Annotated in this window: 25 protein-coding genes; 14 read left to right on the top strand and 11 right to left on the bottom strand. The window is 59.9% G+C overall.

The genetic code is table 11. From position 1 onward, the window contains the following. Positions 1-70 precede the first annotated feature (70 nt). Positions 71-2341 carry a hypothetical protein gene (locus AACQ43_RS04655; RefSeq protein ID WP_029303726.1) on the bottom strand — a complete coding sequence of 757 codons (2271 nt, stop codon included), beginning with the start codon at positions 2339-2341 and terminating at the stop codon, positions 71-73. Between the two features lie 134 nt (positions 2342-2475). Continuing rightward, entirely contained in the window at positions 2476-3324 is an 849-nt protein-coding gene (gene queF, locus AACQ43_RS04650; protein WP_168966198.1) for an NADPH-dependent 7-cyano-7-deazaguanine reductase QueF, read from the bottom strand. A gap of 157 nt (positions 3325-3481) precedes the next feature. On the opposite strand from queF, the gene syd reads away from it, so the two are divergent. After that, on the top strand, positions 3482-4030 hold the full coding sequence (syd, locus tag AACQ43_RS04645; protein ID WP_168966196.1) for a SecY-interacting protein: 549 nt from the start codon (positions 3482-3484) through the stop codon (positions 4028-4030). 67 nt (positions 4031-4097) lie between these two features. Here syd and AACQ43_RS04640 read toward each other — a convergent pair whose 3' ends face one another. The 5 genes from AACQ43_RS04640 to AACQ43_RS04620 form a co-directional block, all read right to left on the bottom strand. Beyond that, the gene (locus tag AACQ43_RS04640) at positions 4098-4883 is read right to left on the bottom strand and encodes a Zn-ribbon-containing protein (protein ID WP_017408613.1); all 786 of its coding nucleotides are present in this window, start codon (positions 4881-4883) and stop codon (positions 4098-4100) included. Positions 4884-4886: 3 nt separating this feature from the next. Beyond that, complete coding sequence (locus AACQ43_RS04635; RefSeq protein WP_146062292.1) at positions 4887-5183, bottom strand: hypothetical protein; 297 nt, start codon at positions 5181-5183, stop codon at positions 4887-4889. Positions 5184-5271: 88 nt separating this feature from the next. Further along, the gene (locus AACQ43_RS04630) at positions 5272-5508 is read right to left on the bottom strand and encodes a DUF2789 domain-containing protein (protein ID WP_168966194.1); all 237 of its coding nucleotides are present in this window, start codon (positions 5506-5508) and stop codon (positions 5272-5274) included. A gap of 57 nt (positions 5509-5565) precedes the next feature. Further along, complete coding sequence (locus tag AACQ43_RS04625; RefSeq protein WP_011705083.1) at positions 5566-5865, bottom strand: DUF3301 domain-containing protein; 300 nt, start codon at positions 5863-5865, stop codon at positions 5566-5568. A 69-nt stretch (positions 5866-5934) separates the two neighbouring features. Then, positions 5935-6963, bottom strand: coding sequence for a DUF3549 family protein (locus AACQ43_RS04620; protein WP_168966192.1), 1029 nt, complete (start codon positions 6961-6963; stop codon positions 5935-5937). 262 nt (positions 6964-7225) lie between these two features. Here AACQ43_RS04620 and AACQ43_RS04615 point away from each other — a divergent pair, with 262 nt between their 5' ends. The 6 genes from AACQ43_RS04615 (at position 7226) to ptsG (ending at position 13619) form a co-directional block, all read left to right on the top strand. Beyond that, positions 7226-7561 (top strand): YqcC family protein, encoded by a 336-nt coding sequence (locus AACQ43_RS04615; protein ID WP_011705085.1) that lies wholly within the window; start codon positions 7226-7228, stop codon positions 7559-7561. Further along, positions 7558-8331: a tRNA pseudouridine(65) synthase TruC gene (gene truC / locus AACQ43_RS04610; protein ID WP_017408610.1), complete on the top strand. Its 774-nt coding sequence runs from the start codon at positions 7558-7560 to the stop codon at positions 8329-8331. The genes AACQ43_RS04615 and truC overlap by 4 nt, the downstream gene beginning before the upstream one ends. A gap of 76 nt (positions 8332-8407) precedes the next feature. Continuing rightward, positions 8408-8848, top strand: a complete 441-nt coding sequence (locus AACQ43_RS04605; protein WP_168966190.1) for a flavodoxin — start codon at positions 8408-8410, stop codon at positions 8846-8848. Positions 8849-9376: 528 nt separating this feature from the next. Next, positions 9377-10693, top strand: coding sequence for a maltoporin (locus tag AACQ43_RS04600; RefSeq protein ID WP_026080163.1), 1317 nt, complete (start codon positions 9377-9379; stop codon positions 10691-10693). 91 nt (positions 10694-10784) lie between these two features. Beyond that, complete coding sequence (locus AACQ43_RS04595) at positions 10785-11756, top strand: MalM family protein (protein WP_168966188.1); 972 nt, start codon at positions 10785-10787, stop codon at positions 11754-11756. A 432-nt stretch (positions 11757-12188) separates the two neighbouring features. Further along, positions 12189-13619 (top strand): PTS glucose transporter subunit IIBC, encoded by a 1431-nt coding sequence (gene ptsG, locus AACQ43_RS04590; RefSeq protein ID WP_016349865.1) that lies wholly within the window; start codon positions 12189-12191, stop codon positions 13617-13619. A gap of 180 nt (positions 13620-13799) precedes the next feature. Here the strand turns inward: ptsG and AACQ43_RS04585 are convergent, their stop codons facing one another. From AACQ43_RS04585 to map, 4 genes are all read right to left on the bottom strand, one after another. Next, positions 13800-14183, bottom strand: a complete 384-nt coding sequence (locus tag AACQ43_RS04585) for a DUF3461 family protein (protein WP_011705091.1) — start codon at positions 14181-14183, stop codon at positions 13800-13802. 127 nt (positions 14184-14310) lie between these two features. Next, positions 14311-15138, bottom strand: coding sequence for a 2,3,4,5-tetrahydropyridine-2,6-dicarboxylate N-succinyltransferase (gene dapD / locus AACQ43_RS04580; RefSeq protein ID WP_005303473.1), 828 nt, complete (start codon positions 15136-15138; stop codon positions 14311-14313). A 166-nt stretch (positions 15139-15304) separates the two neighbouring features. Beyond that, positions 15305-17959: a bifunctional uridylyltransferase/uridylyl-removing protein GlnD gene (gene glnD, locus AACQ43_RS04575; protein WP_168966186.1), complete on the bottom strand. Its 2655-nt coding sequence runs from the start codon at positions 17957-17959 to the stop codon at positions 15305-15307. 97 nt (positions 17960-18056) lie between these two features. Further along, complete coding sequence (gene map, locus AACQ43_RS04570; protein ID WP_011705093.1) at positions 18057-18845, bottom strand: type I methionyl aminopeptidase; 789 nt, start codon at positions 18843-18845, stop codon at positions 18057-18059. 359 nt (positions 18846-19204) lie between these two features. On the opposite strand from map, the gene rpsB reads away from it, so the two are divergent. From rpsB to ispC, 7 genes are all read left to right on the top strand, one after another. Then, positions 19205-19933 carry a 30S ribosomal protein S2 gene (gene rpsB / locus AACQ43_RS04565; protein WP_005303470.1) on the top strand — a complete coding sequence of 243 codons (729 nt, stop codon included), beginning with the start codon at positions 19205-19207 and terminating at the stop codon, positions 19931-19933. Positions 19934-20037: 104 nt separating this feature from the next. Next, positions 20038-20919 (top strand): translation elongation factor Ts, encoded by an 882-nt coding sequence (gene tsf, locus AACQ43_RS04560; protein WP_016349867.1) that lies wholly within the window; start codon positions 20038-20040, stop codon positions 20917-20919. Between the two features lie 71 nt (positions 20920-20990). After that, complete coding sequence (gene pyrH / locus AACQ43_RS04555) at positions 20991-21725, top strand: UMP kinase (RefSeq protein WP_011705095.1); 735 nt, start codon at positions 20991-20993, stop codon at positions 21723-21725. Positions 21726-21819: 94 nt separating this feature from the next. After that, positions 21820-22377, top strand: coding sequence for a ribosome recycling factor (gene frr, locus AACQ43_RS04550; protein WP_011705096.1), 558 nt, complete (start codon positions 21820-21822; stop codon positions 22375-22377). Between the two features lie 72 nt (positions 22378-22449). Next, positions 22450-23226, top strand: coding sequence for a polyprenyl diphosphate synthase (gene uppS / locus AACQ43_RS04545; protein WP_168966183.1), 777 nt, complete (start codon positions 22450-22452; stop codon positions 23224-23226). A gap of 26 nt (positions 23227-23252) precedes the next feature. Further along, positions 23253-24110 carry a phosphatidate cytidylyltransferase gene (locus AACQ43_RS04540; RefSeq protein WP_005303453.1) on the top strand — a complete coding sequence of 286 codons (858 nt, stop codon included), beginning with the start codon at positions 23253-23255 and terminating at the stop codon, positions 24108-24110. A gap of 63 nt (positions 24111-24173) precedes the next feature. Continuing rightward, the gene (ispC, locus tag AACQ43_RS04535; protein ID WP_168966181.1) at positions 24174-25367 is read left to right on the top strand and encodes a 1-deoxy-D-xylulose-5-phosphate reductoisomerase; all 1194 of its coding nucleotides are present in this window, start codon (positions 24174-24176) and stop codon (positions 25365-25367) included. The last annotated feature ends 19 nt before the right edge of the window (positions 25368-25386 follow it).

Genomic DNA, 25386 nt, shown 5'->3' with positions numbered 1-25386 from the left:
CATTATCGTTGTTGTGTTGGATAGCAACAGCGGTCGAACCCAGTTCCAGACCCAGTTGATTATCTATGTGTCATTGATCAACCGGCGCTTTCGTCCGTGAAAGTCGAAGCCAATTAACCCATTGCTTTTCATGAGAAGAATTTACTTTTACCAGTCCCTTGTCAATTGCCATCAAGCAGCATTGCCACACATCCCCATTAAAAAATGCGGCCTGCTGGCAATCGATGGCGGCCAGCTCCAGCCAGACGCTTTGCTGGTGTTTTTCGCTGAGCTGAATGGCTCCTGCCAGGGCCAGATAACAGAGGTCGAACAGGCCGTGATGATCGAGGGCGGTGGCCGCCTTGGGCAGGAAGGGGTGGCTGACGATGCCGAGGCTGATGTGGCGATCGAGCGGGTGCTGGCAGGGGAATTCGGCCAGTGCCGCGAGCAGTTCGCGGGCCAGTCGGTGCAGGTCTTCCACATGGCGCTGGGGCACCACATAGAGCAAGTGGCCTTCACGCAGGTCGTAGATGCGGCCATCCTGCGGGGTGAGGCCGTTGACGTAGGCGCCGAAGGCCTGCTCTATCTCGCGGCTCACCTGATAACCGTGCTGTTCCAGGCTGTTGACCAGGAAGGGCACCCGAAACAGCAGGTAGTGCAGCTTGTCGTCAAACTCGCTGGTGGGCAGTTCGCTTAAATACCAGCGCTCGGATTTTTGCTGGCGCTTGGCCATCTCCCGCGGCCAGCGGCTCATCAGTCGCTGCCAGTTGGCCAGCCCGGTACGTGGCTCGAGCAGCAGCGCCTCGCCCAGCTGTTTGCCCTGCAGCCGGGCGACCCGCAGCTTGAGCCAGAGGGTGAAGAACAGATAGATGAACAGGGTCAGCAACAGACCGGTCACCACGCTCGACCAGAGGTAGCGATCCTGTTGATGCTTGCTGGTGCTCAGCTGTTGCTGCAGCTCCTTGATCTGCTGCTCCCGTTCCACCTGGGCGTAGTTGTCGCGGATCGCCTCCTGCTCCAGATCGACCTGCTGCTGGCGGACCTGCTCGCTGCGCTGGTGGAAATTCTTGTAGCTGTCCAGCGCCTGCTGCAGATAGCCCTTCTGCTCGTAGGCTGCCGAGAGCAGGCGGAAGATCTCGAACTGGCGCTGGGTGTCACCGATCTGGTTGGCCAGTGCCAGCGCGTTTTCCAGCTGCAGGATGGCGATGCCCGCTTCCTTCTGCTTGAGGTGCAGCTCACCCAGCAGCAGCAGGGTGTCGATCAGCGGCTCCTTGTCGTCCCCCAGCTCGTGGGACTGGCGGGCCGCGGTGAGGTAGTTGCGGGCCAGGGTCAGGTTGCCGGTTTCCAGATAGGTTTTGCCTATCTCGTACTTGAGGTGGGCAATGCGGGTGCGGTTGTTGCCCTCGTCCAGCAGATCCAGGGCATTGAAGAAGTAGACCAGCGCCATGTTCATCTCGCCCTGCTCCCGGTTGAGGCGGGCCAGCACGATGAGGGCGTCGCTCAGCAGGGAGGGATTGCCGAGGGCATGGAAGTAGTTGGCCGCCTCGTTGGCGTATTGCAGCGCCTTCTGCGGCTCCTGCTCCTCCTGATAGAGGTTCACTATCTGGTTCGACAGCAGGCCGAGGAACAGCGGATCCTGCAACCCTCTGGCCTGCTGCTGGGCATCGATGTAGTCGCCTAGCGAGAGCTGGGGTTGCTTGAGGGCGTGGTAGAGGTCGCCGCTCACCGCGCTGACCCAGGCACTGGCCAGCGGATTCTTGGTCTGATCCGCCCAGCGGCGGGCTTCGGCCAGCTGGCGCTTGGCCTCGTCGAACTGGTGCGCCTCTATGCTGGCGTTGGTGCGTAGCAGCCGGCTGTAAACCTGCAGCTGGCTCTCTTTCAGGCTGGGTGTGCTGAGCAAGGTCTCCAGCTGGCCGAGCAGGCCGCCGCTGGCGCCGTGGGAGCGCTCCTGCAGGTTCTGGCTGCGGATCTTCAGATAGAGGCCGTGGGCCTGCAACTCCAGTTGCTGCTCTTTGGCCGCCATGGCGATGCCCTGATCGAGGGATTTCTGCGCCGCCTGGAACTGGCCGAGCTGCAGCAGGCACTCCCCCTTGAGCAGGTGGGCACCGGTGGCCTGGGCGGCGGTACCATAGCTCAGCAGCGGCTCCCGATAGCCGTACTCCTGGCGATTGCTGATGATTTGCTTGGGATTATTGGCCGTGCGGGTGAGGAAGGCGGAGGTGATCTGCACGCATCTGGCGGGATCGGTCAGCACCAGGGTCTGGGCCTGTTGCAGGTCGATGGACAACTGCTCCTTGGCCAGATCCAGATCAGGAGCCGACAGGGAGGACATCATCATTGCCAGAAAAAACAGTTGATTCATTGGATTAAGGGCAGCACGGGAGTGAGGGCATGTTATCCAAGCCCGCCCCCGTGCGTCCAGAGTTTACTGACAGATTGCGCGCTGGCTCCGCGATCCGGGCCGTGGCAGCGCTGCAGGCCCGGCGGGTTGACCGGTTATTGCCGGATCAGGCGCAGGTTGGCCGGCACCACTTCCCAGTCGCTGCGAAACGGGTTGATGTCCAGGCCGCCGCGGCGGGTGTAGCGGGCGTAGACCGTCAGCTGGCTCGGGCGGCAGAAGTGCTTGAGATCGGTGAAGATCCGCTCGATGCACTGCTCGTGGAACTCATTGTGCTGGCGAAACGAGATGAGGTAGCGCAGCAGTTTTTCCCGATCCAGCTGCGGGCCGCGATAGTGGATCACCACGGAGCCCCAGTCCGGCTGGCTGGTCACCAGGCAGTTGGACTTGAGCAGGTGGCTGTGCAGGGTCTCCTCCACTTCCTGGCTGCCGGCCGCGCCTTGCAGCAGGTCGGCATCGAACTCGTAACAGTCCACGGCGATGTCCTGCTCGTCGATGCACTCGCCCGGCAGGGCGGCAATGTGGTGCGGAGCCTGGGCCAGCGGGAACAGGGCGACGCTAACGTCGCTACCGGCACAGGTGCTCAAGTCCTTGACCAGCATGGCCTGCACCGCTTCCAGCGAGTCGCAGCGGGTCTGGTTGAAGGAGTTGAGATAGAGCTTGAACGACTTGGATTCGATGAGGTTCGTGCTGGTGGCGGGCACCGAGACCTCGCCGACGGCGACCATGGGCTTGCCCTTGGCATTGAGCCAGGAGAGCTCGTACAGGGTCCAGACATCGCAGCCCTGGAACGGCAACTCGCCGCCAAGACCGAGGTCGTCGCGGTTCAGGCTGCGGGGCACCGGCTGCAGCAGGGCCGGGGTGTACTGGCTGATGTAGGCCGACTGTTGACCCAGGCTCAGCCCCTGCAGGGCGCTGGCTCCGGCGTATCTCTCTTGTTTGCTCATGTGTGCTGACTCGAACGTTGAATGGGCGATGGCAGAGCATGCGCCCGATGGGGGCGGCAAGGCGGGGAGCGCCGGCTGGCGATCCGCGCTGCACCTTGTCTGCTCATGGCTTTGATGGTGCAATAGCGAACTTTGGCAGCAATTGTGGAGAATTTCGATGTCGGATCAAGTCTTGTCTGCCCTGGAACACTTTTTTTTGCGCTGGCAGCGCGACGGCGAGGCGAGGCGAGGGCTGCCCCTGTGCGAGTGGGAAGCCGACTGGCGCTCCCCCTGCGAACTGGATGAGCCCAAGGAGGGGCGGGTGGCTTGGCGCCCGCATCGTCGCGCCGAACCCGCCGATTTCACGGCGATGAACGAGGCGCTCGAGCTGACCCTGCATCCGGCCACACAGGCCCTGTTTGGTGGCTGGTTCAGCCGCCCTGTGCCCTGCCTCTACAAGGGGTTGCGGCTCGAGTTTGTGCTGCCCTGGAACGAGGCGGATCTCGACTTGCTCAAGGAGAACCTCATCGGCCACCTGCTGATGCTGCGCAAGTTGAAGCGCTCACCCTCTTTGTTCATCGCCACCACCCGCAACGAGATGACGCTGGTGTCGCTCGACAACGAGAGCGGGCAGGTGTGGCTGGAGTGGCTCGACTCGGGTCGTCGGTTGGTGCTGGCCCCCTCACTGCCGGCGTTCCTCGAGCGGCTGGAGACTTTGCCGCAATAAACAGCGTCAGCCCAATGAAAACGCCTTGCCGATCGGCAAGGCGTTTTTGTTTGGTTCACCGCCGGGCTCAGTCCTTGAAATCCCAGGAGAGGTTGGCGACCAGCCGGCAGGGATCGCACTTGAAGTCGAAGATCTCGTGCAAGGGTTCGGCCAGTGCCCACTCGCCGCCGCAGCTCGGACAGGGACGGGCTTTCTCCTCGGCCGCACTCAGGCCGCCCACTCGGTAGAGGTAGTAGTAGGTGGGAATGCCGGTGAGGGCTTCCAGCCGCTTGCCGAGATCGCTGCCACGGCGCTGGAGGCGGCTGCCCACCTCACCGATTTCGTGCAGCGCCGCATGCTCGGCGATGGAGCCGTTCATCTGCAGCTGATCGCACGCCTCCCAATCCTCCTGCCACTTGATGATCTGCTTGTGGTCGCCGTTGGCGACGGCCGGCAGCCGATAGAGCGGGATGGGGGCGAAGTGGTCGCCGCAGCGCAGCGGCGAGCAGGTGTGCAGGAAGCTGGTGTAGAGCAGCATCCAACTAGGGCGCTCGCCATCATGGCCACAAGGGTCGGTGCTGTCGGAGAGCAGATCCGCCCCCTGCAACTGGAGTTTGGGGGCGAGCAGGCCGGCCTGATTGAGCTGCTGCTCTGCGAGCTTGACCTGCTCGCTCTGGTTGTCCGGGTGCAGGCTGTCCTGCTCCGGGCAGACCACCCGGCTGACGAAATAGCCCTCGTGCATGCTGGTGGGGAACTCCCGGCCGAGGATCTGGCCCTGATAGCGCAGCATGTCGAGGTAGTTGACGATGGCCCGTTCGGCCTCGCCCAGCGAGGTGTCACGGTAGCACTCAAAGCAGAGTTCGAGGATGTACATGGCTCACTGCTTCCCCTGCTGGAGCAGCAGCTCGGTCAGTCGATCCACCTTCTGTTCGAGGCGCTCGAGCCGTTCGGCAAGCTGCTGCAGGGTGGGCTCTGCGGCGGGCGAGGGGGGCATCTGCGCTGTGCTTCCGGCTTCCGGGGTGCTGGCGGGCTGCTGCTTCCACTGGCTCAGCACTTTGAGCAGCTCGGCCATAGGGACGGGCTGGCTGAGGCGGGCCTTGACCATGGCGGTGGAGGGGGTGATCCCCTTGGCGGCCAGTTCATTGGCGATGCGGATGATCTCTTGGGCTGACATGGGACTCCTGCGCAGGATGAAAAGTGGTTCGGGCTGGACGGGCAGAGAGCTTAACCAAAGCGCGGGGCGCTGAACAGCGGGGCAAGGGTCAGTCGGGCTGGCGCAGCAACACGTCCAGTTCGTCGATGGCTTCCGACCAGTCCGCATCGTTCCACAGGGCATCGCGCAGAAAGTCGGCCTGGGCGCGGCTCCAGAAGGGGGCTTCCGGCAGCAGGGTCTGGTTGTCCAAGCGGTGCTCGTGAATGAAGCGGTGCAGGCTCAGCTCGTCGTTGGCCAGCCCCAGTTGGGCAAACAGGGCGGCTAGGTCGTGGGTCAGGAATTCCATCTCATCGCTCCCAAGAGGCATTCCTGAACATTATAGGCCCGCCCCGTGGCGGCAGATTTACAGGGTGGGTACCCGATGGGGTGGCAGCTCGACGCCGACCACCTGCAGCCCCTGCATGCGCAGTTGCCCCAGATAGTGGCTCTCGCCATCGCTGGAGAATTCAAACTCGTAATAGGTGAGCAGCCGCAGCGGCTGGTGAGCCAGCGCACGGTGGCTGCGTGCCAGTGACAGCAGTTGAAGGTCGTGATGCTGGCAGTAGCGGCGCATGTATTGCCAGGCTAGCTCGGCCTGACGCCGCTGATGCCAGAAGGCACCGGCACCGAGGATAAGTAGCAAGATTGCGAACATTTCACCCATCGCGGGCTCCTTCCGGGGTGTGATCCGTGGCGACAGGCGACCCGCCATGGTGACGGGCCGCCGACATCATCAGGCCGAGGCGAACAGGCGACCGATGGCCTGGCCCAGGGCGTCACTGCGCTCGGGGTCGCGCAGCCTGGCCAGCATATCACTGCGCAGGGCCGGCAGGGTCACCAGCTCGGCAAATACCTGATTGAAGAACTGGGTCGGCTGCAGAGCCAGCTGTTCCAGGAACAGGCTGAGCAGGCCGGCATCCTTCAGATCGGGCCAGAGCCGGCCGGCGATGGCCAGCAGCAGGGCCGGGCTCGGCTGGGTTTGCAGCAGGGTCAGCAGCTTGTTGGTGCGCATGCTGCTGCCATTGCAGGAGGCCAGTGCCCGGCACAGGTAGGCCAGGGTCTCGGCATTGGGTTCGGCACACTCCTGCTCCTTGCTGATGCGCTCGAACAGGGCACCCTGCACGGCCGGCGGCAACGGGGCATTTTCCAGGCTCTGACAAAGGGCGTAGAGCGGCTCTTGCGGCAGTTTTGGCAGCGCCTTGCACACCAGCGCCAGGTTGCGTTCATCCTGCAGCCGCTCAGCGAGATCGGCAAAACCCTGTACGCCGAGGGTCTGCCATCCCTCTGGCGTCGGTGCCGCCAGATAGTGGCAGAGCCCCTCGAAGTAGGTCGAGGGGGCCTGTTCCAGCTGACGGGCCAGTTTGGCGTGTAGGCTGGCCATCTTGGCCTCGGCCGGGCGGAAGGTGTAGGGGTTTTCCGCCAGCCGCTGGGCCTTCTCTTCGTCGAGCTCGCCGGTCAGTTTGTAGCCCAGGGTTTCCACCACCTGATCCATGAAGTGTTTGGGGCCGCTGGCGATGAGCAGACCTCGCTCGTCGAGGGCAAACTTGAGAAACCACAGGTAGTGACGGGATTCGGCCGGTTGGAAGAAGTGGACGCCGAGCCAGGCGTGCTGCTGCAGGGGCCAGGGGTAGGGCTCCTGCTGCTGTTCGATGCGCTCGAAAGTGTCGCTCGCCAGTGGTCGCACCTGGCGGCCCATGTCGAACAGTTGGAACTGGGTGTCGGCCTGGGTCAAGAATTCGGTCAGCGTATTGATGGTGGACATGAGGTGATCCGGCTAAGGGTGATGCGGGCCGATTATAAGGAGGTTGCACAAGATAGCCAGTGGGGGCGCGCCGCTCGGCATCCGGCCCGGTACGCAGGGGCGGGAGCCGCCATGGCTCTTCGCCCCTGTTGTCGGCCGCAAGGGGCATGGCAGAGGATAGGGGGGAGGGTGTATAGTAACGCCCTTTTTTGCAAAGTTCGGCCTGTCGCCAGCGACACAGGATTGGCGGCGGACGGTGTGTGGTGATGAGGAAGAGAACGCAATGAATCAATATCTGCTGGTAGCCGGCCTGTTGGGTGAACTGACCGCCGAGCTGCAACGTCTGGAACGCTGGCAAGCGGCCCATCCCGGTGAAGAGGCCCTGGCCAGCGAGCTGCCATTTTGCGTCGATACCCTGAGCTTCGATCAGTGGCTGCAGTTCGTGCTGATCCCGCGCATGGAGCAGCTGGTGCTGCTGCAGGCGCCGCTGCCCAGCAGCGTCTCCCTCTATCCCATGGCCAGCGAAGTCTACAAGGAGGAGCTGGCCGAGGTCGAAGCCCTGCTGCGCCTGATCGCCCGCTTCGATCTGCTGCTCTCCGGCAAAGTGGTTGAGCAATGATGCGTGAGCAGGCACAGGAAGAGAGCGCCTTGCAACTGACCCTGCTTTATCAGGATGACTGGCTGGTGGCGGTCAACAAGCCCTCCGGCCTGCTGGTGCACCGCAGCTGGCTCGACAAGGCCGAGACCCGTTTCGCCATGCAGATGACCCGGGATCTCATTGGCGGTCGCCACGTCTACCCGGTACACCGGCTCGACCGGCCCACCTCGGGGGTGCTGCTGTTTGCCCTCGATCCCGCCGTGGCCCGCACCCTGACCGAAGCCTTTGCCGCCCGTCAGGTGCACAAGGAGTATCTGGCGCTGGTGCGCGGCTGGGCCCCCGAGCAGGGGCTCATCGACTATCCGCTCAAAGAGCAATTGGACAAGATCGCCGACGCCATGAGCGACCCGGATCGCCCGGCCCAGGAGGCGGTGACCGCGTTTCGTCGCCTGCATCAGGTCGAGTTGCCCCATGCGGTCTCCAAGAAACACCCCACCAGTCGCTACAGCCTGGTTCGGCTGTTCCCCAAGACCGGCCGCAAGCATCAGCTGCGCCGTCATATGGATCATCTGTTCCACCCCATCGTCGGTGACACCACCCATGGCGATGGCCGCCACAACCGCTTCTTTCGCGAGCACTATGGCTGCGATCGCCTGCTGCTGGTGGCTCGCACTCTCAGCTTTGAGCACCCGGTGCTGAAGGTGCCGATGCGGATCCAGGCGCCGTTGGGGCAGGAAGTGTTGCAGCTGTTTGCCGAGCTGGGATGGCCTGCCAGCGAGAGCGACTACTGAGCCTGATGACCACGGGGTGTTGCCCAAGCTTTCACTGTGGCATGCTGGGCATCCATGTTGGTCAAAGGGGTCCGTGATGGCGCAGATAGACATAGTGGTGGGTACCGTATACGGCTCGGCCATGCTGGTGGCCGAGACGCTGGCTGCGCAGCTGGAGCAGGTGGGGCACGGCTGCCAGGTGTTAGAGGAAGCCGAGCTGGCAGATCTGGATGCGAGTCGATTCTTGCTGGTCATCACGGCCACCACGGGGCAGGGCGATATTCCGCCCAATCTGCAGCCACTGGCCACCGCCCTGGCTGACCGGGCCCCCTACATGAAAGGGTGGCGTTATGCGCTGGTCGCCATGGGAGACAGCAGCTACGAGCATTTCTGCGGTGCCGGTCGTCACCTCGATGCGTTGTTGCAGGAGCTCGGTGCCAGTCCTCTGCTGCCCCGGCTGGAGATAGATGCCACCGTCGATGATGAGCCGGAAAAGGTGGCGCTGGTCTGGCTCAATGGCTGGCTAAATAATCTGTAGCGATCGCCCGTTTTTATCCTTTATTCATCCCCGCTCAGCCCGTCTGACGGGGATGTTTATTTTACGGTAATCAGCAGTCTCAACTGACCATATTTGCCCGATATTTATCCGGTTATTTTCTACGCCATTTCCTCTTTGCTCTGCGATTTATTTCGGGGGCAGCTGACATGCCTCAAATTTAAAAGTTCCCCATTGAAAGCGATTTCAGTCATGTTTTTGTCATCAATTTGAATATTTATAACTTATTCATCGAAGCGAATTAATGGTTGGTAGCGGTTTCATAGTGGATCTTTTCGCTTTTAAGTGTGAATGAGTGGTGAGTTATTGCATTGTTCGGTTGATTATCATCGCACAAAACCCTCCACGGCCAATGCTGGGCGATTTGTCGCCATTTTGTGAATCAGCTCATGTTTGTCCCGAAATTGGCTACCTATAATCGGCCTCGGTTATCACCTAAACGTTTTTATGGTGATAAGAACTTGGATATTCAGGATCACACTCCTCTCAGCGGGAATAAGGAAAATGAAAATGAAAGCAAAGTGGCTCCCGATCGCTGCAGCAGTAACCGCAGCCCTGGCTTCCCAAGCCGCCTTCGCCGTTGATTTCCACGGCTACTTCCGTTCAGGTGTCGGCGTTTCCGGTGACGGCGACATGGTGAAATACAACGTGAACAAGGTTGGTCGTCTGGGTAACGAAAATGATACCTACGGCGAAGTTCAGCTGGGTCAGGAAGTATTCAACAAGGACGGCAAGACTTTCTACGTTGATTCCATGTTTGCGATGGCTTCCAACGGTTCAAACGACTGGGAAGGTACCGGTACCGTTTGTAACTTTGATGCCAAACAGTGCAGCGGCGACTCCGATTTCGCGCTGCGCCAGTTCAACGTGCAAGCCAAGGGTCTGCTGGGCTTCGCCCCGGAAGCCACCCTGTGGGCTGGTAAGCGTTACTACCAACGTCACGACATCCACATCTCTGACTTCTACTACTGGAACATCTCCGGTGCCGGTGCCGGTATCGAAGGCATCCAGGCCGGTCCTGGCAAGATCTCCTTCGCCTGGATTCGCAACGACCGCAGTGCAAAAGACGTATTCGGTGAGTACACCAATACCGGTACCAGCGCAGCTCCGAACTATGTGAAGAACGAAGATCTGAACGTCAACACGCTGGATCTGCGTTATGCCGGTATCCCACTGTGGAGCGAAGCATCTCTGGAAGTCGGCGCCATGTATGCTCTGGTCAATGAGACCGAAGCGCAGAAACCGCTGAAAAACAACAACATGAAAGACGGCGTCATGCTGACTGCCGAACTGACCCAAGGCATCCTGGGTGGCTTCAACAAGACCGTGCTGCAATACGGTACTGAAGGTTACTCCAAGACCATGGCCTTCTACGGCGACGGTTCCTGGTACGGTGCTGAAGCCAAAGACGGTGCTGACGGTTTCCGTATCATCAACTGGGGTGTTGTCCCGATGGGCAACAACTTCGAGATGGGCCACCAGCTGGTCTACGGTGTAGGCAACGAGATGTGGGATGGCAACGACAAGTGGGAAACCATGTCTGCCGTTGTTCGCCCGATGTACAAGTGGGATGACTTCAACAAGACCATCTTCGAAGGCGGCTACTTCAAGGACAAGAACAAGTCCACCAACGGTACTACCGAAGATGATTCCGGTTACAAGCTGACCTTGGCTCAAGCCTGGTCTGCCGGCTCCAGCTTCTGGGCCCGTCCTGAAATCCGTGTGTTCGCCTCCTACCTGGCCAACGACGAAGACAAGAAAGTCTTCGAGAGCGGTACCTCCAAAGACACCTACCAAGTTGGTGTTCAAGCGGAAGCTTGGTGGTAAGCAGCTGTTTAAGTTAAGTTAGTCACTGCCCCCGTATGGGGGCAGTTTTGTTTCGCCGGGTAACGGCAACCGGGTTATGGAGATAAGAAGAATGAAACTGGTAAAGATGTCTATCGCAGCCGTGGTTACTGCGCTGTTGGCCGGTTGTTCCGGTAGCATGTTGGTCCCCGTGCAGGATCATGCATCCATCCTGAGTAATGCCGATCAGGCCAAACAGGCGCTCTCGCAGGCGACCAGCTGCTGCGCTGCTTTCAGTGATTTCAATTATGTGGCGTTGCCGGAGGGCGACACTCTGCTGGCCCTCGACAGCAAGCAGCCCAGTTTTCAGTTTGACGAGGGGATGAGCTATTTCGCCGCTTATCGCCTGCCGGCCAATACCGGCAATCTGGCCATCAGCATCGCATCCCAGGTGAGCAAGACGGTGCTGATCCCGCAGGTCATCATGCTGGATGCCCAGTTCAAGGTGACGCGCGTGCTGGGTGAATCGGTATTCACCTATCAGCCGGCCCATCTGCTCGATAACGACAGGATTGAGGGCAAGTTGTTCGTCGACCGCAGCATGCCGGGCAATCCGGCGGCCGAGACCTATATGATTGTCTATGCCCCGGCCAATAAGCTGGCAGGCAGCACCACCATACTGCACCCCTCCAAAGCGTTTGCCAGAGCCAACGGGACGGTTGAACCGGATATCAAGGACCCCGTGATCCCGCACTCCCCATGGGGTCTGGTACAGATCAAGGTGGCCGACATGGCAAAAGGGCAGGGACTGGAAGCGGTCTTCAAGCCTGAATATGCCGACAAGGTAGCAATGAGCAAGGCTGCACCTGCGGCGACGGCCGTCGCGGCGGGCACTGTAGCGACCGCTGCGGCTGCCGCACCTGCCAAGCCTGCGCCCGCCATGCTGAGCGAAACCGAGGCCTTCTATCAATCCCAGATCGAAAAAGCGGTGAAAGCCGGTGATATCGACAAGGCGATGCAACTGGTCAGCGAGGCGGAGCGGGCCGGTTCGACCAAGGCGAAATCGGTCTTTATTGATGCGGTCAAGCGTTCCCAAAAAGGCTGAATATTGCCCGGTCATTAAAATATAATATTTATTTGAGGCCTCCCTTGTTGGAGGCCTTTTTAATCGGTAGACTAAAATAGAAAAAACAGCAAATGGTTACATTAAGTTACAATACGTTTCGTTAGGTATTGTTTTGATTGGCTAAAATACAATGCGAAACAGCACTTTTCATATTTATGGCTTAACATGAAGATGCCGAAATATATCTGTAATTAGCTAAAATTTCCCACCAAAATTATCTTGTGATCTCCCCTCCAAATTTTTTATTCGCTTACCCCTGATGGAAGATATTTGCGATCTGCTGGGTTATATTCAGCTGGTCAAAATAAACAAACCCGCGTCGAATTCATGCCGATGAGAGATGATGTTGATGATCGTCTATAAATTGGACTGAAACGTCTACGGTAAGACATTCCATTCAGGAGCGCACACATGTTAAAAAATGCTTTCTCTAATCTGCAAAAGGTCGGTAAGGCGCTGATGCTGCCAGTATCGGTCTTGCCCGTTGCAGGTATTCTGCTGGGGGTGGGGGCTGCCCACTTCAGCTGGTTGCCGGAAATTGTCTCCCAATTGATGGAGCAGGCCGGTGGTTCCGTATTTGGTCAGATGGCTCTGCTGTTCGCAGTGGGTGTGGCCCTTGGCTTTACCAATAACGACGGCGTATCCGGTCTGTCGGCCATCGTCGGCTACGGCATCATGGTTGCCACCCTGAAGGTCATGGCACCCGTGATGGGCGTTGAGACCATCGAAACCGGCGTCCTGGGCGGTATCCTCGCCGGTGGCGTGGCCGCATGGGCGTTCAACCGCTTCTACAAGATCCAGTTGCCCGAGTATCTGGGCTTCTTCGCCGGCAAACGCGCCGTGCCCATCATCACCGGCTTCGTCTCCATCGGCCTGGGCGTGATCCTGTCCGTCATTTGGCCGCCGGTGGGCGCTGCCATCGGTGCCTTCTCCGACTGGGCTGCCAACCAGAACCCGGTACTGGCTTTCGGTATCTACGGCGTGGTTGAGCGCTCCCTGATCCCGTTCGGTCTGCACCACATCTGGAACGTACCTTTCTTCTATCAGGCTGGTACCTGTGTCAACGCTGCCGGTGAAACCGTACACGGCATCATGACCTGCTTCCTGACTGCTGACGACGCTTCCCGCGCTGCTGGCAACGGCTTCGGTCAGCTGGCCGGTGGCTACCTGTTCAAGATGTTCGGTCTGCCTGCCGCCGCGTTTGCCATCGCGCACTCCGCCAAACCGGAAAACCGCGCCAAGATCGTAGGTATCATGGCCTCTGCCGCCCTGACCTCTTTCCTGACCGGTATCACCGAGCCGATCGAATTCTCCTTCCTGTTCATCGCGCCGGTACTGTACGCCATCCACGCCGTGCTGGCTGGTCTGGCCTACGTGCTGACCAACTCCCTGGGCGTGGTACACGGTCACACCTTCTCCAACGGCTTCATCGACTTCGTGGTGCAATCCCCGCGTGCCGATCACATGCTGCTGCTGGTGGGTTTGGGTCTGGTCTATGCCGTCATCTACTATGTGGTCTTCACCGTGGTCATCCGTGCCATGAACCTGAAAACCCCGGGTCGTGAAGACGAAGCGGCCGAAGAGAGCGTTGGTCAGAGCAAGGACGAGATGTCTGCCGCACTGGTCTCTGCCTTCGGTGGCAAAGAGAACATCGCTTCGCTGGACGCCTGCATCACCCGTCTGCGGGTCGGTGTGAAAGACGTGGCCAAGGTTGACCAAGCTGGTCTGAAGAAACTGGGCGCTGCCGGTGTGGTAGTGGCAGGTTCCGGCGTACAAGCCATCTTCGGTACCAAGTCCGACAACCTGAAAACCGACATGGACATCTGGATGAAGAGCAACTAATCCTGTTGCCTGAATACCAGAGTTGTTGAAAAGGGAGGCGCAAGCCTCCCTTTTTGCTGGGCGTCATAGGGCAGCCGGATGCGGTGGTGCATATTTCGACCGGCGGGGTATCAATGTTGTCATCGGTCTTCAGCTCAAAGAAAAAGGCGCCCATAGGCGCCTTTGCTGCATCAGACCGGTTTAGAGCTTTTCCAGATCCCGCTCGATTTCGCTGATCTTGTTCTGCACCACTTTTTCCAGGTGGCGCAGGTCGCGCAAGATCTTCTGCTTGATGTCCGGGTCGGCCTGCACGTGCACGCCCTGAGTCAGGTTGTCGAGCTCATCCACCACGTACTTGAGATTGGCGTTGATCTCGGTGACATCCTTGTACTCGTGGGTGCCCGAGTCGACCAGCATGGTCTTGCGCTGGCGGGGATACTTGAACTTGACGCTCTTGGCGAAGAACTCGCCCTTCTGTTTCTTGAAATAGATCTTGAGGATGTCGTGATTGGCTTCCTGGCGCAGGGTATAGCTGTCCACTGAGGTGGGTTCCTGGATCCCCAGGCTCTTCAGATTCTCGTACATCGGGCTTCCTCGGTTTGAAACGATCCTGACCAATCTATCTTAACCGAGTCGGTGTGGCTTGCCTGTGACAGGGGCGCCAAAATCAAAAGGGCGCCATCAGGCGCCCTTTTAAATTAACGTAAACCGCTTACTCGTCGATGGAGCGCAGCAGGGCGTTGATACCGACCTTGGCGCGGGTCTTGGCATCCACCTTCTTGACGATGACGGCGGCGTAGAGGCTGTACTTGCCGCACTTGGAGGGCAGGGAGCCGGAAACGACCACCGAGCCGGCCGGGACGCGGCCATAGTGGATCTCGCCGGTTTCACGGTCATAGATGCGGGTGGACTGGCCGATGAAGACGCCCATGGAGATGACGGAGCCCTCTTCCACGATCACCCCTTCCACCACTTCGGAACGGGCACCGATGAAGCAGTTGTCTTCGATGATGGTCGGGTTGGCCTGCAGCGGCTCCAGTACGCCGCCGATGCCGACGCCGCCGGAGAGGTGCACGTTCTTGCCGATCTGGGCGCAGGAGCCCACGGTGGCCCAGGTGTCGACCATGGTGCCTTCATCGACGAAGGCGCCGATGTTGACGTAGGAGGGCATCAGCACGGTATTGGGGGCGATGAAGGAGCCTTTGCGCGCAGTCGCGGGCGGTACCACGCGCACACCGGCAGCTTTGAACTGCTCGGCGCTGTAGTCGGAGAACTTGAGGGGAACCTTGTCGTAGTACTGGGCGTCGTCACCCTTGATGATGCCGTTGTCATTGATGCGGAAGTAGAGCAGTACCGCCTTCTTCAACCACTGGTGTACCACCCACTCGCCGGCAATCTTCTCGGCAACGCGAGCCTTGCCGGAGTCCAGCAGGTCGATGGCTTGCAGGATGGCGGCCTTGGTGGCGGCATCGACGGAGCCGGGAGTGATGGAATCACGGCGCTCGAAGGCCGCTTCTATGATCTGTTGCAACTCGGTCATGACAGGTTTCCTTTAAAAAATTCCGTTTGTTGTATCACACTTTTCCAATTGTTTTTAAGGGCTTGGACCGATTTCTTCACGGGAACGCTGATTTATTGTGCTGGTGTGGTCCAACCATTTGTTCTACTTGATAAATCAGGGGCAGACTCGGCGTCTTGTGAAGCCTTCACGGGCCCGGCCTGCCCTCATCATCGGCCGACTCTTGCGGGTTGAGCTGGTTGACCAGCCGCTCCTCCAGCGCCTGCTGCTCGGCCTGGGTCAACGGCTCGCCGGCCAGGGTGGTGAGGCTGAAAAAGTCCTCCACCCGCTCGCCGATGGTGGTGATCTTGGCGGCATGGAGCGACAGACCGCACTGCTGGAACACGGCGCCGATGCGGGCAAGCAGCCCCGGGGTATCGAGCGCCGTCAGCTCCAGCAGGGTGTGGCGGGTCTCCCCTTTGTGGGGCAGAAAGACCACCCGGGTCGGCACGCTGAACTGGCGATGGCGCCGTGACAGGGGCTTGCTGCGCAGCACCAGTTTGCCCGGCTCCTGCAGCGCCTTCTCCAGCGCCTTCTTGATGGTGGCGGTGCGGTTGGGGCTGATGGGCTCGCCGTTGGGCTCGAGCACCACGAAGGTATCGAGCACGTAGTCGCTGCGCGAATTCATGATCTGGGCGTCGTGGATGTTGAGGTTCTTCTGATCCAGCGCCGAGGCCACGGTGGCAAACAGATTTGGGGTGTCGCGACAATAGATGAACACCTCGCTGCCGCCGCGGGTCGGGTGCTTGCCGATGATCACCAGCGGTGCCGGGTTGTTGCCGTGCTCGATGATCTTGCGGCAGTGCCAGGCGATCTGCTCCGGCGTGTGGCGCAGGAAGTAGTCGGCCTTGAAGTCGCTCCAGAGCTGGTTGATGGCCTCCTCCGGCACGTCGCGCTGGGCCAGGATCTGCTTGGCCTGGCGCTGGTTCTCGCGGATCTTGAGGCGCATGTCGGGCGGGTTTTCCAGCCCCTGGCGCAGCGCCTTCTGGGTGGCGAAGTAGAGCTCGCGCAGCAGGGTGCCCTTCCAGTCGTTCCAGAGGGTGTCGTTGGTGGCACAGATATCGGCCACGGTCAGGCAATAAAGCAGGTCGAGGTGCTGCTCGTCGCGCACCTTCTGGGCAAAGTCGGTGACCACTTCAGGGTCATAGATGTCGCGGCGCTGGGCGGTGACCGACATCAGCAGGTGATGGCGCACCAGCCAGGCAACCAGCCGGCTCTCGTAGCGATCCAGGCCGTGCAGCTGGCAAAACTCCAGCGCATCGACGGCGCCGAGCTCTGAGTGGTCGCCACGCCGCCCCTTGGCGATATCGTGAAACAGGGCGGCGATGCTGAGCAGCTCGGGCTTGCGCAGCCGGGTGAACACCTCGTGGCAGAGCGGATGGGTCTGACGGCTGGCCGGGTTGGGAAACTGATGGATGTTCTTGAGCAGACGGTGGGTGTGTTCATCCACCGTGTAGGCATGGAACATGTCGAACTGCATCTGGCCGACGATGAGGTTCCACTGCGGCAGGTAGGCCGCCAGGATGCCGTACTTGTGCATCAGGGTGAGCGGCTGACCGATGCCGTTGGGGTGGCGCAGTAGCGCCATGAACAGGCGGCGGCAGTCGGGCAAGTCCTGCAGCCAGCAGTTGAGCTTGCGGCGCGCCTCGCGTAGCTGGCGCAGGGTGGCGGAGTGGATGCCGGCAATCTCCGGATGCTGGGCTATCTGGTAGAAGAGGCGCAGGATGGCGGCGGGCTCGCGGCCGAACAGTTCGGAATCCACCGCATCGATGAGGCGGCCGCGCAGCTGGAACTCGTCGGAGAGACGGCGCACGTCCATGGCGGTGTTGCCGAGGATCGCCTCGTCAAACAGCTGCAGCAGCATCTCGTTGAGTTCGGAGACCCGCCGCACCGTCTGGTAGAAGCGCTTCATCATCTGCTCGACCGGGGCATTGCCTTCCCCCTCGAAGCCCAGCATCTGGGCCACGGTGCGCTGGCGATCGAACAGCAGCCGGTTGTCGCCCTTGTTGATGGCCATGTGCAGGGCGAAGCGCACCTTCCACAGAAAGTTCTGGCAATCGAGCAGCTCGCGATACTCGGCCCGGTTGAGAAAGCCGTGGCTGGTCATCTCGAACAAGGTGGTGGCGCCGAAGTGGCGGCGGGCCACCCAGGCCAGGGTCTGGATGTCGCGCAGGCCACCGGGATTGCTCTTGAGATCCGGCTCCAGCTTGTAGGCGGTGCCGAGAAACTGCTGGTGGCGCTGGGCCTGCTCTTCGCGTTTGGCCTTGAAGAACTGCTCGCTCGGCCAGAAGTGCTGGGGGCCGGTGGCCTCCTTGAGCTGCTGGAAGCCCGCCTCGCGGCCGGTGATGTAGCGCGCCTCGATAAGGTTGGTGGCGACCGTGATGTCGCCGCGTCCCTGCTCGAGGCACTCGGCCACGTTGCGCACCGCCTGACCCACCTCCAGCTTGAGATCCCACAGCAGGGTAATGAATTCGCCGATGCGCAGCCCCAGCACCTCGTCTAGTTCGTCCCCTTCGTAGAGGATCAGCAGGTCGATGTCGGAGTGGGGGTGCAGTTCGCCGCGGCCATAGCCACCCACCGCGATCAGGGTGAGTTCCGTCTTGTCGAAGCCGAACTTTTGCCACAACCGGGTCAGCAGCTCGTCCATGTATTCGGAGCGGGTGGCCACCAGTTCGATGATGTTGTCACCGGCATCGAAGCGGGCATGCAGCCAGCCGAGAAAACGGCTCAGGTACTCCTTGCAGTTCTCGCGGGTGAGCTGAGCGTCGGGTAACAGGTGGGGGGAAAGCAGGCTGGCATCCATGGCGTCTCACACTCTACTGTCGCACGCATGTGCGCTGTTCTCGCACAGGTTCGCGGCTGATAAAAACAAAACCCCGGCGGGAGGCCGGGGTTTGATGTTAACCGTGTTTGATGAGACGGTCGATAGTGTCATCCGGGCGCAGCGTCAGCACCTCGCAGCCATCTTCGGTCACCAGCAGGGTGTGTTCCCACTGGGCGGAGTCGCCGCCGTCCTTGGTGGTCACGGTCCAGCCATCCTTCGGATTGACCTTGCAGTGGTACTTCTTGCTGTTGACCATGGGCTCGATGGTGAAGCACATGCCCGGTTTGAGCTCCTGCTTGCCGCCGTTGCGATAGTGCAGGATCTGCGGCTCTTCATGGAACTCGGCTCCGATGCCGTGGCCACAGTAGTCGCGCACCACGGAGAAACCGGCCTTCTCGACGATGGGCTGGATCACGGCGCCGATTTCGGTGATGCACATGCCCGGACGCACCTGCTTGATGGCGGCGTAGAGGCTCTCCTGGGCGACCTTGCACAGCTGACGGCGCAGCGGGGTGGTCTCACCCACGATGAACATGGCCGAGGTATCGCCGTGATAGCCATCCTTGATGACGGTGATGTCCAGGTTGATGATGTCCCCTTCCCGCAGTTTCTTGTGGTTCGGGATGCCGTGGCAGATCACATCGTTCACCGAGGTGCAGATGGACTTGGGGAAGCCGTGGTAGTTGAGCGGCGCAGGGATGGCCTGCTGCACGTCGACGATGTAGTCGTGGCAGAGGGTGTTCAGTTCGTCGGTGGTGACGCCCGCCTTGACGTGGGGGGCGATCATGACCAGCACATCGGCGGCCAGTTGGCCGGCAACGCGCATCTTTTCAATCTCTTCCGGTGTCTTGATTTTAATGGACATGGGATCTCTCTTGGGACCTGACCGCGCATCTATCGATGTCCGGCAATCAGGTAATGAAAAATAGATGCGTTTGCAATCAGGCCAAAATTTTATCCCCAACCCCCGTTTACTTCCAGTGTGATTGTCATCACAGCGTCAAATCGGCGCTTCAGCATGCTGCCCAGGGATCTATTTTTAGCGGTTCGGCTGGTGGTGTCCTGACCAAAGTTATGGTATAAAGCGCGCCGGAATGGGGAACTTGTGTCCTCATGCCATCACCCTTACTTAAACAACACACACACATCGACACATATGCCGGGGTGCCTTAACGGGTCGGTTATATGGGATGTGTGGAGGCCTAACCCCAATAGAGGTATAAAATGGCTAAAGTTTCTATGCGCGACATGCTGCAAGCCGGCGTTCACTTCGGTCACCAGACTCGTTACTGGAACCCGAAAATGAAATCCTACATCTTCGGTGCCCGCAGCAAGGTTCACATCATCAACCTGGAAAAAACCGTTCCGATGTTTGACGATGCCATGAACTTCATCAGCTCCGTAGCTGCCAAGAAGGGCAAGGTACTGTTCGTAGGTACCAAGCGTGCCGCGTCTGAAGCCGTAAAAGAAGCCGCTGAGCGTTGCGACCAGTTCTATGTTAACCACCGCTGGCTGGGCGGCATGCTGACCAACTGGAAAACCGTTCGTCAGTCCATCAAGCGCCTGAAAGATCTGGAAACCCAGAGCCAAGACGGTACCTTCGACAAGCTGACCAAGAAAGAGGCGCTGATGCGTACTCGCGAAATGGAAAAGCTGGAGAAGAGCCTGGGTGGTATCAAGAACATGGGCGGCCTGCCTGACGTTCTGTTCGTTGTCGATGCCGACCACGAGCACATCGCTATCAAAGAAGCCAACAACCTGGGTATCCCGGTAGTTTCCATCGTTGATACCAACTCCAACCCGGACGGCGTTGACTATGTCATCCCGGGTAACGACGACGCTATCCGTGCCGTTCAGCTGTACCTGAATGCTGCTGCTGACACCGTACTGGAAGCTCGCGCTCAGGACATCGTTGTTCAAGCCGAACAAGATGGCTTCGTTGAAGCTGAGTAATTGATAAGGACTGCAAAGCCCTTATTAACCAAGCTGATGTAATTGGTTAGCAGGGGCCCTTGTGGCCCCTGTTTCTTGTCAATTCAAGACCGAGGATACTGGACATGGCAAACATTTCTGCCGCCCTGGTAAAAGAACTGCGCGAGCGCACCGCCGCTGGCATGATGGATTGCAAAAAAGCACTGGAAGAAGCCAACGGTGATATCGAACTGGCTATCGAAAACATGCGCAAATCCGGTCAGGCCAAAGCTGCCAAGAAAGCTGGCCGTATCGCCGCTGAAGGTGTGATCTTCGCCCGTACCGAAGGCAACGTTGCCGTCATGATCGAGCTGAACTGCGAGACTGACTTCGTTTCCAAGGATGCTGGCTTCCTGGCCATGGGTCAGAAAATCGTTGAAATCGCCGCTACCCAGAAGATCGCTGACGTTGACGCGCTGAAAGCCGCCGACTTCGGCAACGGCGAGTCCGTTGAGCTGACCATCACCAACCTGATCGCCAAGATCGGTGAGAACATGAACCTGCGTCGCGTGATGCTGGTTGAAGGTGACAACCTGGGCACCTACGTTCACGGCTCCCGCATCGGTGTTATCACCAAGCTGGCCGGTGGTTCCGACGAGCTGGCCAAAGATCTGGCCATGCACGTTGCTGCCAACAGCCCGCAATTCGTCAAGCCGGAAGATGTGTCTGCCGAAGTCGTTGCCAAAGAGCGCGAAATCCAGATCGACATCGCCATCAACTCTGGCAAGCCGAAAGAGATCGCCGAGAAAATGGTTGAAGGCCGCATGAAGAAGTTCACCGGTGAGGTTTCCCTGACTGGTCAACCGTTCGTGAAAGATCCTTCCATGACCGTTGCCGAGCTGCTGAAGAAAGAAGGCGCTGACGTTGTTTCCTTCACCCGTTTCGAAGTGGGCGAAGGCATCGAGAAGCAAGAGACCGATTTCGCTGCGGAAGTTGCAGCCCAAATCGCGGCCGCTCAAAAGGCCTAATCGAACCGGTTTTTCCGTTTCCCCAGACCGCGACTTATGTCGCGGTCTTTATATGACCAGGAATCAGTGACATGAGTACCAATCCCAAGCCTGCATACAGACGTGTTCTTCTGAAGTTGAGTGGTGAAGCCCTGCAAGGATCCGAGGGTTTTGGCATTGATCCGGCGGTGCTGGATCGGATGGCCCAAGAGATCAAAGAACTGGTTGAGCTGGGTGTTCAGGTCGGTCTGGTCATCGGTGGCGGCAACCTGTTCCGTGGTGCCGGTCTTGCCAAGGCGGGCATGAACCGCGTGGTGGGCGACCACATGGGTATGCTGGCTACCGTGATGAACGGTCTGGCCATGCGTGATGCCCTGCATCGTGCTTATGTGAATGCCCGTCTGATGTCTGCCATCTCCCTGCAAGGCATCTGTGACTCCTATGTCTGGGCCGAAGCCATCAGCCAGCTGCGCGCCGGCAAGGTGGTGATCTTCTCCGCCGGTACCGGCAACCCCTTCTTCACTACCGATTCTGCGGCCTGTCTGCGCGGGATCGAGATCGAAGCTGACGTCGTGCTCAAGGCCACCAAGGTCGATGGCGTGTTCACCGACGATCCGGTCAAGAACCCGGATGCCGTGCTGTGCCATGAACTGAGTTATGATGAAGTTCTTGAAAAAGAACTCAAAGTAATGGATCTTGCTGCTTTTACTCTGGCCCGCGACCACGATCTGCCGATCCGGGTGTTCAACATGAACAAGCCGGGTGCGCTGCGTCGGGTGATCATGGGCGAGCCGGAAGGTACCCTGATCCATCACGTCAGCAAGTGAGACAAGCGTGAGCTTCGGCTCGTTTGTCCATGACGCCAGCCAATAAGATAGATACGGGCCGGTTGACGGCTCGTTCGCCAAAAGGAAAACCACTGTGATCAACGAGATTAAAAACGACGCCAAGGACCGCATGGCCAAGAGCGTAGAGTCGCTCAAGACCCAGATGTCCAAGATCCGTACCGGCCGTGCTCACCCGAGCCTGCTCGACGGTATCCAGGTGGAGTATTACGGTGCGGCCACTCCTCTGAAACAGTTGGCCAACGTGGTGGCTGAAGATGCCCGCACCCTCTCCATCTCCATCTTTGACCGCTCCATGATCCAGGCGGTGGAAAAGGCCATCCTGACCTCCGATCTGGGCCTCAACCCGTCCAGCAACGGCCAGACCCTGCGCGTGCCGCTGCCGCCGCTGACCGAAGAGCGTCGTCGCGACCTGACCAAGATCGTGCGTGCCGAAGCGGAAGGTGCCCGGGTTGCCGTGCGCAACATCCGTCGCGATGCCAACGCCGACCTCAAAGCGCTGCTCAAAGACAAAGAGATCTCCGAAGACGACGACCGTCGTGCTCAGGAAGAGATCCAGAAGCTGACCGATTCCTTCATCAAGCTGGTAGACGAAGCACTGGCTCTGAAGGAAAAGGAGCTAATGGAAATCTAAGCCTCTGACAGGTATATTACGAGCGCCGTGTAGTGCCCCTGCACGGCGCTTTTGTCTTTGTGGGAGAAATGAATGTCGCTTTTGGCAGCCGTAGGTGATTGCGCCAATTCGTCCTTGCCTCGTCACGTCGCCATCATCATGGACGGCAACGGACGCTGGGCCCAGAACCGTGGCAAGATGCGGGTCTATGGCCACAAGGCAGGCGTGAAGTCTGTTCGCGAGGCGGTAACCTTTGCTGCGCGGGCCAAGATAGACGCGCTTACCCTGTTTGCGTTTTCCAGCGAGAACTGGCGTCGCCCGGAAGGGGAGGTCAGCGCCTTGATGGAGCTGTTCATGACGGTGCTGGGCCGTGAGGTGCAGAAGCTGCACAGCAACGGCATCCGGCTCAAGGTGATCGGCGATACCGCCCGTTTCAGCGAGCGTCTGCAGGCCAAGATTGCCAAGGCAGAGGCGCTGACAGCCAACAATCAGGGGCTGACCCTCAATATCGCCGCCAATTATGGTGGCCAGTGGGATATCGCCCAGGCGGCCCGCAAGCTTGCCCGTGCCGTGGCGAGCGGGGAACTGGCTGCCGATCAGATAGATGAAGCCATGCTTGGCCGCGAGGTATGCATGGCCGATCTGCCGCCGGTGGATCTGCTGATCCGTACCGGGGGCGATCATCGCATCAGCAATTTTGTGTTATGGCAGCTCGCCTATGCCGAGCTCTATTTTACCCCGGTGCTGTGGCCTGATTTCAGCGAGGCCGAGTTCAGCGAGGCCGTTGCCTCCTTTGTGGCCCGTGAGCGTCGTTTCGGCTGCACGGGTGAACAGATCCGGGAATTGATCGCCGAGCAACAGACCGGCTAACCCCCCTCCCAAGAGAGAGGCTTCTTTTGCTAAAACAACGAATTATTACCGCATTGCTACTGGTTCCCCTGGTGTTGGGGGCGCTGTTTTTTCTGCCGTTGAAATTCTTTGCCCTGTTGGCATCCCTGGTATTTCTGTTGGCCAGCCGCGAGTGGAGCGGCTTCGTTTCTGCCAAGCCGCAGCAGTGGCTGCCGCTGGTGTACTGCCTGCTGCTCGGTGCCAGTCTGTTCTGGCTGCCGGTGGAGCAGCTGTGGACTCCTCATCTGCATCCGCTGGTGATGGGCGTGCTCTGGACCGCCGTCAGCTGGTGGCTGCTGGGGCTGCTGCTGGTGTTGCGCTATCCCCAGAGCGCCAAGCTGTGGAAGGAGTCCATCTGGCTCAAGTCCCTGTTCGGCCTGGTGACCCTGGTCCCCTTCTTCTGGTCCCTGGTGGCCATCCGTGGTTACAACTTCTATCACGACCCCATGATGGGGGCCTGGATCCTGCTGTTCGTGATGGGATTGGTCTGGGCGGCAGATTCTGGCGCGTATTTTTTCGGCAAGGCGTTCGGCAAACACAAGCTGGCGCCGGCCGTGAGTCCCGGCAAAACCATCGAAGGCATGTGTGGCGGCCTGTTTACCGCCAGCCTGCTGGCGGTCGGGGTGACCTGGTTCATGGGCTTCGTGCCCGCCAAGATGGCCATCGTGCTGTTCTGCTCCTTGCTGGCGGTGCTGGCCTCGGTGCTGGGCGATCTCACCGAGAGCATGTTCAAGCGCGAAGCCGGCATCAAGGATTCAGGCACCCTGTTGCCTGGCCACGGTGGCATCCTCGATCGGATCGACAGCCTGACCGCGGCGCTGCCGGTGTTCCTGCTCAGCTATCTGCTGCTCAGCCAGGAGTTTTGATGCTCAGCCTGATGCGTCTGCCTGCGGCGGGCGCCATCCATTCGTCATACTGCGGGAGTTTTGATGCATAACCTGGTGATTCTGGGAGCCTCCGGCTCCATCGGTCAGAGTACGCTCAAGGTACTGCGGCACAATCCGGGGCGCTGGCAGGTGCTGGCGCTGACCGCAGCCCGCAGCGTGGAGGCCATGCTGCGCGACTGCCTCGAATTCTCTCCCCGCTTCGCCGTCATGGTGGACGAGGCCGCCGCCAGCGAGCTGGCCGCTCAACTCAAGACCCACGGCAGCGCGACTCGCGTCATGGCTGGCCCGGCCGCCCTGTGCGAAGTGGCCGCTCACCCCGATGCCCACAGCGTGATGGCCGCCATCGTCGGCGCCGCCGGGCTTGCGCCCACCATGGCGGCGGTGTGTGCCGGCAAGCGCATCCTGCTGGCCAACAAGGAAGCCCTGGTGATGTCCGGCGCCTTCTTCATGGAGGCGGTGCGCGAGCACGGGGCCGAGCTGCTGCCCATCGACAGCGAACACAACGCCATTTTCCAGTGCCTGCCAGAGGCCATCCAGCGCCAGCCCGGCTTTTGTGACCTGGCGGGTGCTGGGATCAGCAAGATCCTGCTGACCGGCTCCGGCGGCCCGTTCCGTTATACCGACATCGCTGAGCTGGCCCGCGTCACCCCGGCTCAGGCCATTGCCCATCCCAACTGGTCCATGGGGGCCAAGATCTCGGTCGACTCCGCCACCATGATCAACAAGGGGTTGGAGTATATCGAGGCGCGCTGGCTGTTCAACGCGGCGCCCGAGCAGATCCAGGTGGTGATCCATCCCCAGTCGGTGATTCACTCCATGGTGCAGTACAAGGATGGCTCCGTGCTGGCCCAGCTCGGCAATCCGGACATGTGTACCCCCATCGCCCACGCGCTGGCATATCCGGCTCGAATCGAGTCCGGTGTGGAACCTTTGGATTTCTTCAGTGTCGGAGAGTTCAGCTTTATCCGTCCCGACTATGAGCGCTATCCCTGCCTGCAGCTTGCCATGCATGCCTGTCAGCAGGGGCAGGCCGCGACCACGGCCCTCAATGCCGCCAACGAGGAGGCCGTGGCGGCTTTTCTTGCAGAGCGGATCGGTTTTATGGATATTGCCAGAGTCAATGAGGCCACCATGCTCGCCCTGGGCGGTACGGCGGTCGGTTCGCTGGACGATTTGATTGCGCTGGATGGGGCGGCCCGTGCACGTGCTCACAATTTGATTGAGGAGCTTAGCTGATGAGAGCTGTTTCGTGGCA

Origin of the sequence: Aeromonas sp. DNRA1 (assembly GCF_963888745.1) — a bacterium.
Lineage (GTDB): Bacteria > Pseudomonadota > Gammaproteobacteria > Enterobacterales > Aeromonadaceae > Aeromonas > Aeromonas hydrophila.
Note: the sequence above shows the minus strand (reverse complement) of the source record. Positions and strands in the feature narration are given on the sequence as shown.

Excerpts from the sequence above, each read along its gene's own strand:
- AACQ43_RS04640 (WP_017408613.1), bottom strand. The coding sequence starts at position 4,883 with ATGTACATCCTCGAACTCTGCTTTGAGTGCTACCGTGACACCTCGCTG.
- tsf (WP_016349867.1), top strand. The coding sequence starts at position 20,038 with ATGGCAAACATTTCTGCCGCCCTGGTAAAAGAACTGCGCGAGCGCACC.
- AACQ43_RS04585 (WP_011705091.1), bottom strand. The coding sequence starts at position 14,183 with ATGTACGAGAATCTGAAGAGCCTGGGGATCCAGGAACCCACCTCAGTG.
- AACQ43_RS04630 (WP_168966194.1), bottom strand. The coding sequence starts at position 5,508 with ATGGAATTCCTGACCCACGACCTAGCCGCCCTGTTTGCCCAACTGGGG.
- AACQ43_RS04595 (WP_168966188.1), top strand. The coding sequence starts at position 10,785 with ATGAAACTGGTAAAGATGTCTATCGCAGCCGTGGTTACTGCGCTGTTG.
- ispC (WP_168966181.1), top strand. The coding sequence starts at position 24,174 with ATGCATAACCTGGTGATTCTGGGAGCCTCCGGCTCCATCGGTCAGAGT.
- glnD (WP_168966186.1), bottom strand. The coding sequence starts at position 17,959 with ATGGATGCCAGCCTGCTTTCCCCCCACCTGTTACCCGACGCTCAGCTC.
- AACQ43_RS04600 (WP_026080163.1), top strand. The coding sequence starts at position 9,377 with ATGAAAGCAAAGTGGCTCCCGATCGCTGCAGCAGTAACCGCAGCCCTG.
- AACQ43_RS04620 (WP_168966192.1), bottom strand. The coding sequence starts at position 6,963 with ATGTCCACCATCAATACGCTGACCGAATTCTTGACCCAGGCCGACACC.
- AACQ43_RS04635 (WP_146062292.1), bottom strand. The coding sequence starts at position 5,183 with ATGTCAGCCCAAGAGATCATCCGCATCGCCAATGAACTGGCCGCCAAG.
- AACQ43_RS04615 (WP_011705085.1), top strand. The coding sequence starts at position 7,226 with ATGAATCAATATCTGCTGGTAGCCGGCCTGTTGGGTGAACTGACCGCC.
- pyrH (WP_011705095.1), top strand. The coding sequence starts at position 20,991 with ATGAGTACCAATCCCAAGCCTGCATACAGACGTGTTCTTCTGAAGTTG.
- dapD (WP_005303473.1), bottom strand. The coding sequence starts at position 15,138 with ATGACCGAGTTGCAACAGATCATAGAAGCGGCCTTCGAGCGCCGTGAT.
- rpsB (WP_005303470.1), top strand. The coding sequence starts at position 19,205 with ATGGCTAAAGTTTCTATGCGCGACATGCTGCAAGCCGGCGTTCACTTC.
- syd (WP_168966196.1), top strand. The coding sequence starts at position 3,482 with ATGTCGGATCAAGTCTTGTCTGCCCTGGAACACTTTTTTTTGCGCTGG.
- ptsG (WP_016349865.1), top strand. The coding sequence starts at position 12,189 with ATGTTAAAAAATGCTTTCTCTAATCTGCAAAAGGTCGGTAAGGCGCTG.
- map (WP_011705093.1), bottom strand. The coding sequence starts at position 18,845 with ATGTCCATTAAAATCAAGACACCGGAAGAGATTGAAAAGATGCGCGTT.
- queF (WP_168966198.1), bottom strand. The coding sequence starts at position 3,324 with ATGAGCAAACAAGAGAGATACGCCGGAGCCAGCGCCCTGCAGGGGCTG.
- AACQ43_RS04625 (WP_011705083.1), bottom strand. The coding sequence starts at position 5,865 with ATGGGTGAAATGTTCGCAATCTTGCTACTTATCCTCGGTGCCGGTGCC.
- AACQ43_RS04655 (WP_029303726.1), bottom strand. The coding sequence starts at position 2,341 with ATGAATCAACTGTTTTTTCTGGCAATGATGATGTCCTCCCTGTCGGCT.
- truC (WP_017408610.1), top strand. The coding sequence starts at position 7,558 with ATGATGCGTGAGCAGGCACAGGAAGAGAGCGCCTTGCAACTGACCCTG.
- AACQ43_RS04605 (WP_168966190.1), top strand. The coding sequence starts at position 8,408 with ATGGCGCAGATAGACATAGTGGTGGGTACCGTATACGGCTCGGCCATG.
- uppS (WP_168966183.1), top strand. The coding sequence starts at position 22,450 with ATGTCGCTTTTGGCAGCCGTAGGTGATTGCGCCAATTCGTCCTTGCCT.